13 protein-coding genes are annotated in these 13,202 nt (G+C 62.6%); 1 reads left to right on the top strand and 12 read right to left on the bottom strand.

Annotation, left to right across the window (positions count from 1 at the left end; genetic code table 11):
- Positions 1–151 precede the first annotated feature (151 nt).
- Positions 152–244 carry a hypothetical protein gene (locus FLM21_RS21585; RefSeq protein ID WP_308418781.1) on the top strand — a complete coding sequence of 31 codons (93 nt, stop codon included), beginning with the start codon at positions 152–154 and terminating at the stop codon, positions 242–244.
- A 413-nt stretch (positions 245–657) separates the two neighbouring features.
- On the opposite strand, the gene FLM21_RS13370 is transcribed toward FLM21_RS21585, so the two are convergent.
- From FLM21_RS13370 to putA, 12 genes are all read right to left on the bottom strand, one after another.
- Positions 658–1,044 carry a hypothetical protein gene (locus FLM21_RS13370; protein ID WP_148716047.1) on the bottom strand — a complete coding sequence of 129 codons (387 nt, stop codon included), beginning with the start codon at positions 1,042–1,044 and terminating at the stop codon, positions 658–660.
- 360 nt (positions 1,045–1,404) lie between these two features.
- Positions 1,405–1,806, bottom strand: a complete 402-nt coding sequence (locus tag FLM21_RS13365) for a hypothetical protein (protein ID WP_148716046.1) — start codon at positions 1,804–1,806, stop codon at positions 1,405–1,407.
- A 365-nt stretch (positions 1,807–2,171) separates the two neighbouring features.
- Positions 2,172–2,378 (bottom strand): hypothetical protein, encoded by a 207-nt coding sequence (locus FLM21_RS13360; RefSeq protein ID WP_148716045.1) that lies wholly within the window; start codon positions 2,376–2,378, stop codon positions 2,172–2,174.
- A 474-nt stretch (positions 2,379–2,852) separates the two neighbouring features.
- The gene (locus FLM21_RS13355) at positions 2,853–3,167 is read right to left on the bottom strand and encodes an H-NS histone family protein (protein ID WP_148716044.1); all 315 of its coding nucleotides are present in this window, start codon (positions 3,165–3,167) and stop codon (positions 2,853–2,855) included.
- Positions 3,168–3,203: 36 nt separating this feature from the next.
- The gene (locus tag FLM21_RS13350) at positions 3,204–3,536 is read right to left on the bottom strand and encodes a hypothetical protein (protein ID WP_148716043.1); all 333 of its coding nucleotides are present in this window, start codon (positions 3,534–3,536) and stop codon (positions 3,204–3,206) included.
- 455 nt (positions 3,537–3,991) lie between these two features.
- Positions 3,992–4,819, bottom strand: a complete 828-nt coding sequence (queF, locus tag FLM21_RS13345; RefSeq protein ID WP_148716042.1) for an NADPH-dependent 7-cyano-7-deazaguanine reductase QueF — start codon at positions 4,817–4,819, stop codon at positions 3,992–3,994.
- 81 nt (positions 4,820–4,900) lie between these two features.
- A complete protein-coding gene (locus tag FLM21_RS13340) occupies positions 4,901–5,656 on the bottom strand; it encodes a YdcF family protein (protein ID WP_148716041.1) in 756 nt (251 codons plus the stop codon).
- A 187-nt stretch (positions 5,657–5,843) separates the two neighbouring features.
- Positions 5,844–6,560 (bottom strand): ABC transporter ATP-binding protein, encoded by a 717-nt coding sequence (locus FLM21_RS13335; protein WP_148716040.1) that lies wholly within the window; start codon positions 6,558–6,560, stop codon positions 5,844–5,846.
- Positions 6,557–7,324: an ABC transporter ATP-binding protein gene (locus FLM21_RS13330; RefSeq protein WP_148716039.1), complete on the bottom strand. Its 768-nt coding sequence runs from the start codon at positions 7,322–7,324 to the stop codon at positions 6,557–6,559. The genes FLM21_RS13335 and FLM21_RS13330 overlap by 4 nt, the downstream gene beginning before the upstream one ends.
- Complete coding sequence (locus FLM21_RS13325) at positions 7,321–8,418, bottom strand: ABC transporter permease subunit (protein ID WP_246120723.1); 1,098 nt, start codon at positions 8,416–8,418, stop codon at positions 7,321–7,323. The genes FLM21_RS13330 and FLM21_RS13325 overlap by 4 nt, the downstream gene beginning before the upstream one ends.
- Before the next feature lie 45 nt (positions 8,419–8,463).
- Positions 8,464–9,393 (bottom strand): branched-chain amino acid ABC transporter permease, encoded by a 930-nt coding sequence (locus FLM21_RS13320; RefSeq protein WP_148717553.1) that lies wholly within the window; start codon positions 9,391–9,393, stop codon positions 8,464–8,466.
- Positions 9,394–9,686: 293 nt separating this feature from the next.
- Positions 9,687–13,193: a bifunctional proline dehydrogenase/L-glutamate gamma-semialdehyde dehydrogenase PutA gene (putA, locus tag FLM21_RS13315; RefSeq protein WP_148716037.1), complete on the bottom strand. Its 3,507-nt coding sequence runs from the start codon at positions 13,191–13,193 to the stop codon at positions 9,687–9,689.
- Between the last annotated feature and the right edge of the window lie 9 nt (positions 13,194–13,202).

Here is a 13,202-nt window from a genome sequence, read left to right as displayed (position 1 = left end):
CAGCTGCCAGTGGTCAGGATTTGCGCTTGACCCAGCGTAACGCTGGGGCAATTCCGGATGGCGCGTACGCCGCGAGGCAGGGCCCCTGCACCTTGGCCAGCATGGCAAGGTGTGTCATGCCCGGCGGCACCTGGGTTAGCGCTTCGGCTTCATCCTCGCGGCCATCGGCTCGGCCGTTGGCCCAGGCGGCATCTGGAAATTCCCTTTCGTCGCCGGCCAGAGCGGCGGCGGCGCCTTCTGCTGATCTATCTCGGCTCAGCTTCTCGCTTGGTGCTGGTGCTGCTACTCGCCGAAATGGTGATCGGCCGCCATCGCCAGCGAACCGGTCACACTGTCGTTCGGGCTATGGCAGCACCTGAAGCGATTTGGTCGTACTCCGTTCGATCTGATGGACTACATCGCTTCCAACTGCTGCCGTTTGCTGGCGTAGCATCCGCCCTGTGCATGGGCTGGGCGATCAGGCTGCGGGTGCGCGAGGAGCTTGGTCGAGGGCAAGGCGCCAGCGCGGCTGCCAGTCTTTCGTGCCGTGGCAGCGATTGGCGCGCCGTTCGCGCACAAGCTGTAGATATGGCGCTGCTCCACAAAAAAGCCCGGATTGCTCCGGGCTTTTTTGTGTCTCACGGATCGGAAGTCAGCCAAACCGTGGGCCGTATTCCGTTACATCCTCGGATCCACATCGGCCGAGGAATCATTGGCTGCAAGCTTGTTCGGCGGCTCCTCATGCGGCCAGGCTCCTGTGTGATGCTGGGTCATGATCTGGGGTGAACCGGCATGCAGGCTGCACCTCATATCGGCAACGCCGTTCCGAAAAGCCTTCACATCGACGACTGCCGAGGATGCCCCAGCTGGTCTGACCGGTATGCACTCCACCAGATTGACCACCCGTGGGTCGTAGATCATCTCGATGGTTTCGGGCCGCAATAGCAGCGCGTGAAAACCCTCCTGTGGCCGCGAAAGCAACTTGATTTCAAGTTCGCGGGGGATTTTACGATTGGCGTAGACAAGCCCGACCAATTGGCCGAGCAGATACATGGAATTGTCCATGGCGTGCTCCTCCGCGCGAACGCGGCGCACTCTCAGATTCAAGCGCGTAGATAGGAAGCTCAAGACCAGAAGCTAGGGTTTGGTAGCCGGGGGTGATCGGCGTCGGTCTTGGAGCTGCTGCCGCGAGGTGGGAAGAACTGTGCTACCCCAGTCCCACAGGTAGCGACGCGGCAAAAGATGCAGATGAGGCGTTCAAACTTTCCCACACTGGGATTACGCCGTATAGGGGTTCTGTCGAAAGTATCGACAAACGGATGCAAATAGGTGCATGCAAAAAATCAGCTCTCCCGCAGATCGCCGGCTTTGCAATTCACACGCTGGGCCTCATCGGGATGGCATCCATTCCTGCCGATCAGGTGCTCAATCCCTGCAATAACCTTCTCCCGTGCGGACGGTCAGGCAGTTCGATTTGTCCGCGAGCCATTTCATGCCGGTGGCGGCGCCGTTGGTTGCCCTTATCGCTTCCTTCACCTCATCACGTTCGAATTCGATACCGGCGGCAACAGCCCTGCCGTGAAACAGGCGCGGACCGTCAAGGTTCTGAATGGTCACTTCATATGCACCATTCCCACCTTCAAGTTGCAGGAAAGTACCCTCAGGGCCATCCCACTTTCCTAGCCATGCATCCGATGCCGGTTGATTCACGACGGGCGTTGAGTCTGGCCCCTTCTCTTCAGCGGGGCTGGCATGCTTTTCCGAGCAGCCGGTGACAACGACGGTCAGTAGAACGATCAGCGCGGAACAAAAAGGGGTGACCTTCACTCTGCAACCTCACATTGATGGCTTCTGAAGTTGGACAGCCTTTCAACCCAGAGTTCAAGGGAGAGGGGCGTGAGAGGAATGAATATCAAGTGGCAGCCAGACGACGACCGATGCTTGTCAGGTGAGTGCTCAGGGTGCCTTAAAGCGGCGCTCGCCCAGGGTGATGGTGAATGCAGAAATGCCCTGGCCGAAATGGCCAGGGCATTCATATCAAGCCCATTTGGGCGAGGCGTGCGCGAGGTCGTGGTCGTTGCTCTGACCAAATACCTGGCTCGATTTTGATCGCCGCTGCGCAGCCCCTCGATCATTTGCGAAGCTAAGAGTGCTGTCCTATGCCGAAAACGATCAGGCAGCGCGACGCCGATTTAATCCTTGCGGCAGAGGATGAAGTGATAGGAGGCATTGCCTTGACGGAAGCCGAAGAACTGCGAGCCCGCCCAAACACTGCTGCAATAGGCCTGACCATCAAAGCTCGGGGAGCTGTTGCTGATCTGATATGCGCGAACTTCAGCCGCTTGAGCACCTGCCATCATGCCCATCGACAATACAACCAGAGCGAAGAACTTCTTCATGATTCCTCCAGAAATAAAGTAGGTAGAGTAGCCCTAGCCAACATCCTTGTTGACTTTCAAGTAAGGTTAACAACAGTTAACCGATGAGGATGCTAACACCGAAGTATTTACAGGTTCGTGGCATTGATCGCGGTGTCGTGTAAATGCAACCGAGAACTTCTCTTATCATCTGCGGGAGTGCGGTATGATCGACTAAGAAAAACTCCTTTATTTTTGGTGATTTAGGCGTAGATTGGTGCGAAGATTGGGGTGACGATCATGTCACTCTCAAACAGAAATGTGGGAAAACTGTGAATGATCTGAAAATTGCAATCAGGTCATTCCAAGCGCAGCAACGCTGCTGTGCGCTGCTGTGCGCTGCTGATGCAGAAGAACCATCGTGGTCCACGTACGCTGCAGAAGATGAAAAGAGGCTTCAAGTCTTCATAAAAAAAGCCCTGCGGTAGCAGGGCCTTCTTGCCGCGGTAGCAGCGCTCAAACGCGCAGACCGTCAAGGCTCTTGCCGTTGTCCAACCAATCTTGAACCCATTGCGGTTTGCGGCCACGACCAGTCCAGGTCTGGCTGGCATCTGCTGGATTGCGAAACTGCGCCGCTCCGGTGTTTTTGGCCGCCTTGCTACTCACGGCCTTGCCCAGCACGTCCTGCAGCGAGAAGCCCTTGGCCGCGGCGAGGTTTTGTAGTTCGGCGAGCAGGTCCTTTTTATCGCTGACCTTGCGCTTGTCGATCTCAGCGGCGAGATCCTTTTGCAGTTGATACATCTCAGGCAATGACAGCTTGGACAGGTCCATCGAAATTCTCCTTTTAACGTCGTTTTCAGTCCTGGTTCAATGCGCTGAGCCGTAGTTGTTCCAGAACAGCGCACCCAGCAAAAACCCTGCAATTGCCCCACCGAGTTGCACAAAAATTCTGCTCCAGAGTGCAATGGGCAGGCGCAGTTCTGCGTTTAGCTTGGCAGGGTTCAGATCAAGCCCATGAGTGACTAACCCCAGCACGTCAGGACTGAACCAGAGGAGAAGCAGGCAGACAAAACCCAATACCGCCCAGATTCCGTTCAATCGCAATCTCCGCTGCAATACCCCAATCCCGACCGTGATGGCCGCAGTAAACACCAGTGTTTTAGTCAGCAATTCACCTGCATGGTCAACGTACAATGCCATCCTTTCCCCCTGAAGCCCGCGAACACACTTTGGCAGTCGCTATAGCGGGGGCAATGTGAAAATTTCCTAGTCATGAATTTTTGTCGTTGCGAGTGTCCCCGTTGAGGGGAAAGTCCAGGAGCGTCAAACGGCTGTTTTGGGCGCGTGGCGTGAGTTCGCCAAGTACTTGAGATTCTTGCCGGTAAGGTGCCGGCTATAACGGGCAGTGCCGCAATGCATAAAGCCGCATGCAGTGGGATAGCGAGTTGAGCCGATTGTGGTCTAAATCGACCATCCACTTGATCCGCAATTTGATCGAAGGTGATGCTTCACTTTCTGTTTTCGCTGCAATCTTGCAACGCCATTCGTGGGTCTACAGCTTGCAAAGCTTGGCTTCTTGCAATTTTGCATCAGCGATATCGTGGCGGTAGCCATGAAAAAGCCCGGATCTGCTCCGGGCTTTCTGTTGGGCTCATTTACTGCCGCGCACCGCGCAGGTTGGCCGGCGGCGGGCCGCTGAAATTGCTGCGGTAGGGGTTGATATCGAGACCGCCGCGTCGGGTATAGCGCGCGTAGACGGCGAGCTTCATCGGTTTGCAAGCGCGCATCAGGTCCATGAAGATGCGCTCGACGCACTGTTCGTGGAACTCGTTGTGCTGACGGAACGAGATCAGATAGCGCAACAGCGATTCGCGATTGATCGGCTGGCCCACGTAGCGGATCTGCACACTGGCCCAGTCCGGCTGGCCGGTGACGAGGCAATTGGATTTGAGCAGATTCGAGGTCAGTGCCTCGTTGACCGGGGCGTCGGCCTGATCGCAATGCAGCAGTTGCGGCGCAGGCTGGTACTGGTCGACCTCGATGTCGAGATTGTCGATGCAATAGCCATCGAGCTCCATCAGGCGCTGGCCGGCAAAGCCATCCGGCTCAATCAGCTGCACCCGCACCGGCGCACCGGCTGCCTGTGACAGGTCGTCGCGCAGCAGCGTGGCGGCCGCGTCGGCATTGGCGAGCCGGGTCTGGTTAAAGCTGTTGAGGTAAAGCTTGAACGACTTGGATTCGACGATATTGGTGCTGTCTGCCGGAAATTCGAACAGGGCGATCGCGACCTGTGGCTTGCCGCGCGGATTGAGCCACGAGAGCTCGTAGCCGTTCCAGATATCGACACCCATAAAGGGCAGGGCGCCAGTGACGCCGATCTCGTCGCGCTTGCCCTGGCGCGGGATGGGAAACAGCAGGCTGGCGTCGTACTCGGCCTGGTATTGCACGGCCTTGCCGAGCGGGGATTGCTGCGCGGTGCTCATGGGAATTCCTGTTCCTCGCAGCGGCGCCGGGCCACTGCGCGCAAAACGCCATGATACCGCAGCGAGGCGATCGAACCGAGGCTAGCGCCCGCGCAGCCGATACCAGAGCAGGCCCAGCAGCTCGTGCAGTGCACGATCGCTGCGGGCCAGTGCTTCTGCATCCGGTAGCCAGCGCAGCACTACCGATTGCTCCTCTGAGGCGTAATCGGTGGCAGCGGGGATCACGGTGAAGCCGGCCTGGGTGAAGATCCGTTCGGCGCGCGGCATATGCCAGGCCTGGGTGACGAGAGCGATGCGGCGCTGTCCGGCCGGCAGCAACCGGGCGCTGAACTCGGCGTTTTCCTCGGTATTGCGCGATGCGCTTTCCACCCAACGTGGCGCGATGCCATAGTCACTGCGCAGCGCGTCGGCCATCAACTGCGCTTCGGCCACGCCGCCCTTGGGCTTGCCGCCGGTCACCAACAGCGGTTTGCCACTGCTGCGCGCCAGCCGCGCACCGTAGTGAACACGAGTCAGCGTGGCGTTGTTCATCGCTTCGTTGAGACCGGAGTCGGGCGCCGGCACGCGCTTGCCACCACCCAGCACAACGATGGCAGCGACCGAATCGAGTGCCGCCGGGGTGATCGGTGCCGGCTCCAGCTGCCGCAACAGCGCATAGGCGAGGCCGGGCGTTGCCAGCAGGTATAACAACAGGGTCGCCGCGGCGATGAGGCCGAGCGCCAGCCGCGGTTTCCTGCGCCAGAAGAGCAGGCCGATGGTCAGCAGCAACAGCAGGCTGCCCGGTGGCAGCATCAGGGCGGCAATGGCGTTCTTGATGACGACGATGGGATCGACCACAGAGCTAATCCGGCAAAAGCAAACGGGCCGCAGCTTGCGGCCCGTTGCGGGTAGCGTCAAGGTAAGCCAAGCGTGGGGCGGCTAACAAAGCCCAGCATGGCGCTTCTGGCTGGCGCGCGAAACGCAGACAGCACAAGGGCGTACGCCAAGTGAGTGCGGCGTAGCCAGAAGGGTTTGTCAGCCGCGCTTATTCGCCGAGATAGGCTTTCTGGATGGCCTCGTTCGCGAGCAGAGTCTTGGCATCGTCGGCCAGGGTAATCTTGCCGCTTTCCATTACATAGCCACGGTCTGCGGTTTCCAGCGCCAGCTTGGCATTCTGCTCGACTAGCAGCATGGTCACGCCCTCGGCGGCGATCATGCGGATGATCTCGAAGATCTTCTGCACGATGATGGGGGCGAGGCCCATCGACGGCTCGTCCAGCAGTAGCAGCTTGGGGCGGCTCATGATGGCGCGGCCGATGGCCACCATCTGCTGCTCGCCGCCGGACAGCGTGCCAGCCAGTTGCAGCCGGCGCTCCTTCAGGCGCGGGAACAGATCGTAGACGCGCGCCATGTCGCTGGCGATGTCCGCCTTGTCGTTGCGGGTGTGGGCGCCCATCTGCAGGTTCTCTTCCACCGTCAGCCGCGGGAACACGCCACGGCCTTCCGGCACCAGCACCAGACCCCTGTGCACATAATGGTAGGGTGCGAGCTTGGCAGTGTTCTCGCCATTGAAGGTGATGCTGCCGCTGGCAGGCTTGACCATGCCGACCAGGGTCTTGAGCGTAGTGCTCTTGCCCGCGCCGTTGGCGCCGATCAGCGCGACCAGTTCGCCCTGCTTCACTTCCAGGTTGATGCCCTTGACGGCGTGGATGCCGCCGTAGGCGACCTTGAGGTCTTCGACTTTCAGCAATGCGTCGCTCATTCCGGCGCCACTCCCAGGTACGCTTCGATCACGCGCGGATCGTTCTTCACGGCTTCGGGCACGCCCTCGGCGATCTTCTTGCCGTAATCGAGCACGGCAATGCGGTCGCACAGGCCCATCATCAGCTTCACGTCGTGTTCGATCAGCAGGATGGTCACGCCGTCGGCGCGCACCTTTTCCATCAGTTTCTTCAGACCCTCGGTCTCGGAGGGGTTCATGCCTGCAGCGGGCTCGTCCAGCGCCAAGAGCGTCGGGCGGGTGGCGAGGGCGCGGGCAATTTCCAGCCGGCGCTGGTCGCCGTAGGAGAGATTGCGCGCCAGCTCGTCATGACGGCGACCGATGCCGACATAGTCGAGCAGCTCCTGCGCCCGGGCTTTGATGCTGGCCTCTTCCGCCTTGGCACGCGGGTGGCGCAGCACGGCGCCGATGACGCCGGTGCGGGTACGCACGTGCTGGCCGACCATCACGTTTTCCAGCGCTGTCATGTTGGCGAACAGCCGGATGTTCTGGAAGGTGCGGGCGATGCCCGATTCGACCACCACATAGGGCTTCTTGCGGAACAAATCCTTGCCGTTGAAGGTGAATGCGCCTTCGTCCGGCTGGTAGAGCCCGGTCAGCACGTTGAACAGCGTGGTCTTGCCGGCGCCATTCGGGCCGATCAGGCCGTAGATCTCGCCAGCGTTGATAGCCAGGCTGACATCGTTCAGCGCGTGCAGACCGCCGAAGCGCTTGTGGATGCCACGGATTTCGAGAAGCGCGCTCATGCCTTGGCCTCCTCATCGTGCTCGTGGAACTCGCGGGCGCGGCGCTTGGACGGCCACAGGCCTTCTGGGCGCAGCAGCATGATGATGATCATGGCGAGGCCGAAGATCAGCATGCGCAGGTTCTCGGGATCGACCACGCGCTTGCCGAAGATGCCTTCCTGCAGCGGGTTGATCACGTCACGCAGGATTTCCGGAGTGATGGCAACGATGATGGCGCCCAGGATCACGCCCGGGATATGGCCCATGCCGCCCAGCACCACCATGCACAGCACCAGGATGGATTCCATCAACACGAACGACTCGGGCGAGACAAAGCCCTGGAAACTGGCGAACAGCGCACCGGATACGCCGCCGAACGAAGCGCCCATGGCGAAGGCCAGCAGTTTCACGTTGCGGATATTGATACCCATGGCGTTGGCGGCAATCTCATCCTCACGCAATGCCACCCAGGCACGGCCGATGCGCGAATGCTGCAGGCGCAGGGTGACGAAGATGATCAGCATGCAGAACGCCAGGATCAGGTAGTAGTAGAGGTGCACCATGTCGAAGGTGAGCCCCAGCCACTCCATCGGCCGGCCGAAGTCGATGCCGAGGAAATGTACCTTGTCGATGTTGTTGATGCCTTGCGGTCCGTTGGTGATGTTCACCGGGCGATCGAGGTTGTTCATGAAGATGCGGATGATCTCGCCAAAGCCCAGCGTCACGATGGCGAGGTAGTCGCCACGCAGCTTGAGCACCGGCGTACCCAGCATCACGCCGAACAGCCCGGCGACGATGGCTGCGATGACCAGCATCACCAGGAAGTTGGGGTACATCAGCCAAGCTGGCAGGATCGCCTGCAGGTGCGGTGAATTGAGCAGCGCGAACGCGTAGGCGCCGACCGCGTAGAACGCGATGTAGCCGAGATCGAGCAGACCGGCATAGCCGACCACGATATTGAGGCCCAAGGCCAGCATGATGTAGAGCAACGCGAAATCGACCGCGCGCACCCACGACTTGCCATTCTCGAAGCCACCGGTCAGCACCCAGGGCAGCAGGGCCAGCACCACCGCCAGCACGGCATAGGTCACGACCTTGCCGTGGCGGGTTTGCATGAATGCAAAGTTCATAGTTCTAGAGCTCCAGTATTGCGCAGCGGCTTAGGCGCGTTCGGCGACGCGTTCGCCCATCAACCCGCTGGGGCGGAAGATCAGCACGGCGATCAGCACGACGAAGGCAAAGATGTCCTTGTAGTGGCTGCCGAGGAAGCCGCCGGTGAGGTCGCCCAGGTAGCCCGCGCCCAGGCTTTCGATGATGCCGAGCAGGATGCCACCGACCACCGCGCCCCATAGGTTGCCGATCCCGCCGAGCACCGCGGCAGTAAAGGCCTTGAGGCCGATCATGAAGCCCATGTAGGCGTGGGCCTGGTCGTAGTTGGCGGCAACCATCACGCCGGCGACGGCGCCCAGCGCCGAGCCGATGACGAAGGTCATGGAGATCACGGTATTGATGTTCACGCCCATCAGCCCCGCGACATCCGGGTTCTGCGAGGTGGCGCGCATGGCGCGGCCGAGGCGGGTCTTCTCGATCAGGAAGAACAGGCCACCCATCAGCACGAAGGCCAGGATGATGATCGCGATCTGCAGATCGGTGATCGCCGCGCCGAAGAAATCATGGACCTCGGTCGGCAGGATGCTCGGGAAAGGGCGATAGTTGCGGCCCCAAATCAGCATGGCTGCTTGTTGCAGCACGATGGAAACGCCGATCGCGGTGATCAGCGGCGCCAGCCGCGGTGCGCGACGCAAGGGCCGGTAGGCGACGCGCTCGATGGTGAAGCCGAGCAGCATGGATACCGGAATCGCCATGGCGAGGCCGGCCAGCAGCAGCAGCGGGCCGGGCAGTTGTACGCCGGCGCCGAGCAATACATTGATGCAGGTGATGGTCACCATCGCGCCGATCATCACGATTTCGCCGTGGGCGAAATTGATCAGCTGCATGATGCCGTACACCATGGTGTAGCCGAGTGCGATCAGCGCATAGATGCTGCCCACAATCAGCCCGTTCAGCAGTTGTTGAATAAAGATGTCCACCATCTATCCCCGGGTGAGGTGCCGCCGCAGTTGCATTGGCTTGATATCGATTCCTGGACCTGCACGCCACGGTCGAGTGTCGTGCTGCGCCATGCCGCTTGTGGCGGGGCCGGCGTGGTTGCCTGCCCGGCGCGAGAGCGGTCGCGGCCGGGATGGTATGCAGTTGGGCGTGAATACTACCGTAACAGTTGCCGGCCGAACCTTACAGCGTGCTCGTTTTGCGTCGATACTGCTGCTTTCCCTTACAGGGTAGCCCGGATTCCTGGGCGCGGCGGCTTGGCGCATTGCGGGCTTCATGCGGGCCTGCCCAGGAGCTCGGCATCGCCGCCGGCCGCAGCGGTATTGATGGTCACCGTCACCTCGGTGACCAGCCGGTAGAGCGGATAGCTGCCGTCGGAAAGGGGGTGGATCGGCTGCAGGATCGGCCCTGGCTGTTCGGCCAGCCGCGGGCCGGGATCGCTGCCGTTGCCATCCCACAACACTGCGTCGCATGCACCGGCAAGCGGCTCTTCCTCGACCGCCACCAGCCCGGTGAAGGGAGCGAGCCAACTGGCAGGTGCCACTCGCGCCGGCAGTATGGCCCGATTGCCGGTGGCGAGGCAGGCAGCAAGCTGCGGCAGCAGCATGGTGGGGGCCGCCGCCAGGCAGGCCACGCGGCCGCGCGGGCGATAGGCGAGGGTGTTGGTCTCGCCGACCGGTGCGGGCAGTGATATGCGCTGCGCCAGCGGGCTGTGATCGAACAGTGTTTCGATGATGGCGCGCAGTCTGGCCTGTAACGGCAGCGACATTGACTCGGTGAAGGCGAGCAGTGCGGCCTCCGGCCGGTGGCCGCTGCCGGGTGCTGCGCGGCAAGGGTCGGCATTGCGCACCAGCCGCCATAGCAGCCACGGACCGCCGGCCTTTGGCCCGGTGCCGGAGCGCCGCTCCCCGCCGAAGGGCTGGTGGCCGACCACGGCACCGATCTGGTTGCGGTTCACATAGACGTTGCCGACGCGGATGCCCTCGATCACGGCGCCGATGAAGCTGGGGCAGCGGCTCGCCACGGCCAGCGTCAGGCCGTAGCCGAGGGCATCGAGCTCGGGCAGCAGCGTGTCGAGCTCGTCAGGTTGGTAGCGCAGTATGGCCAGCACCGGGCCGAAGATCTCGCCCGGCATCTGCGCCAGCGTGGCGATTTCCACCAGCGTGGGTGCCACGTAGTGGCCCGAGGCGGGCAGTTTGCCGGTACGGAAAACGGCCAAGCCTTGTTGGCTGAATTCGGCGACCGCCGCTTCGATACGGTCGCGTGCCGCGTCGCTGATCACTGGGCCGAGATCGGTGTCGAAGCGGGATGGATCACCGACGGCTAGTTCGCGCATCGCGGCCTGCAGCATCGGCAGCAGCGACGGTGCCATCGCTTCCGGCAAGCACAGCACCCGCAGCGCCGAGCAGCGCTGGCCGGCACTGTCGAAGGCCGAGGCGAGCACGTCCTGCACCACTTGTTCGGGCAGGGCAGAGCTGTCGATCAGCATGGCGTTCACGCCGCCGGTTTCGGCCACCAGCACCCGCTCGCCCGCCAGCTTGGCCAGCGCACGGTGGATGGCTTGCGCGGTCGGGAGCGAACCGGTGAACAGCACGCCGCTGATCCGCGTATCTTGCGTCAATACCGCGCCCACCTCCGGCCCGCCGGGCAGTAGTTGCAGTGCGCCGTGGGGAATGCCGGCCTCGTGCAACAGTCGGGTGGCGAGGTAGGCTGTCAGCGGTGTCTCTTCGGCGGGCTTGGCGAGCACTGTATTGCCGGCAACGAGGGCCGCCGCGATCTGGCCGACGAAAATGGCGAGCGGAAAATTCCATGGGCTGATGGCGGCTACCGCTCCCCAGGGGGCTGGGGCGCGGTCAGGCCAGTTGGCGGCGGCCTGGTTGGCGTAATAGCGGCAGAAATCAATCGCTTCGCGCACCTCGTTGTTTGCTGCGATCAGTGACTTGCCGGCCTCTCGCACCAGCAACGCAATCAGCGCCGGCCGATAGCGATCGAATTCATCCGCAGCGCGTTGCAATAAGGACGCGCGCGCAGCGACCGGGGTCGCAGCCCAGGTCGGTGCATACGCCTGGGCCTGTTGCAGTGCGTGTTCGACGTCGCATGGCGTGGCATCGGCGATGGTGCCGACTACATCGTCGAGTCGTGCAGGGTTGAGTACCGAGCGTGGCGCACCGCCGCTGGGTGTTCCGTGGGCGAGCAGCGGCCCTGCCGCCGTAGCGGCCAGTTCCTGTTGCAGCGCCATGGCTAGCCGGGTGACGGCCGGTACATCGCTCCAGCTAATGCCGGCGGCCACCGCATCGTGGCCCGCCCGCGCCATCGGCGCAGGCAGATCAGTGGCCGGCTGGCGAGCGCTGGCGGTCACTGGGTCGCGCAAGGCAGGCGTCGACTCGGCATCCGACAGCAATTGATGCACGAAGGACTGGTTGGCGCCGTTTTCCAGCAGCCGCCGCACCAGATAGGGCAGCAGGCTGGCATAGCGCCCGACCGGTGCATACACGCGGCACGGCCGCTCGATGCCATGCCCGGCGAGCAATCGATAGAGTGGCTCGCCCATGCCGAACAGGCACTGGAACTCGAAATCGCGTGCGCCGGCCAGCGCGTGCACGGCCAGCGCGGTGAACGCGTTGTGGGTGGCGAAGGCGGGGTAGAGTACCTCGCTCGCCCGTAGCATCTGCCGGGCGCAGGCGAGAAAGCTGGCGTCGCTGTGCGCCTTGCGCGTGAATACCGGGTAATCCGGCCAGGCTTCGAGCTGCGCGCGCTTGATCTCGCCATCCCAATAGGCGCCCTTGACTAGCCGCACCACGATGCGTCGCTTGGCGGTCGCGGCTTGCGCAATCAGCCAGTCGAGCTGCGCCAGCGCGCTCTTCTGGTAGGCCTGCACCGCGATGCCGAGCCCATCCCAGCCGGCGAGCGAAGGCTCGTGCAGCAAGCGGCCGAACAAGGCCAGCGTGAGCGGCAGCCGCTCCGATTCCTCAGCGTCGATGGTCAGCGGCAGGTTGGCGTCGCGGGCCATCCGCGCCAGCACCAGCAGCCGCGGATAGAGCTCGCGCCTGATTCGTGGCCATTGTCTCGGCTCGACGCGCGGATGCAGCGCGGAGAGCTTGATCGAGATGCCGCATGCGCTGCGGGCGCCGCACCGGCCCGGCAGTGTGGCCAGCTGGCCGATGGCCTGGGCATAGGCCTCGGCATAGCGCTCGGCATCCTCGGCAGTCAACGCGGCTTCGCCGAGCATGTCGAACGAGTGATGGAATCCGTCGGCACGTGCCTGGATCGCGGCGGCGATGGTCTCGCCGAGCACGAAACGAGCCCCCAGCCCGTGCATGGCGCGCTGCATCGCGTAGCGCACGATGGGCTTGCCGCTGCGGGTTTCGCTCCAGTGTTCGGCGGCATCGAGGCCCCAGCGTGCGAGATTCACCAGCCACGACGGGCTGGTGTCACCGGCCTGCCAGTCGGCCTCGTGCAATTGATCGCGGATCAGCCGGTCTGCGGTGGCGGCATCGGGAATGCGCAGCAGGGCCTCGGCCAGTGTCAGCAGCGCACGCCCGGCCGGGCTCGCCAACGGAAACGCGGCGAACAGCGCATCGGCACCACCACGCTCGCGCCGGCTGGCGCGCAGCGCATCGAGCAGAAACTCGCCCTGGCCCTCGACGTAGGCCTGTTCCTCGGCGCTGAGCCGGGCAAGTGGCAGCAGCGCGCGCACGGCACGGCTCTCGTCGCCATAGCGCGCGGCGTACACGGCGGAGAGCGATTCCGGATCGGGCAGGTCGAAGGCGAAGGGGTCCATGGCTGCGAG

This window comes from Chitinolyticbacter meiyuanensis (assembly GCF_008033135.1).
In the GTDB taxonomy this organism is placed as follows: Bacteria; Pseudomonadota; Gammaproteobacteria; order Burkholderiales; family Chitinibacteraceae; genus Chitinolyticbacter; species Chitinolyticbacter meiyuanensis.
This window is presented reverse-complemented; position numbering and strand designations above follow the sequence as displayed.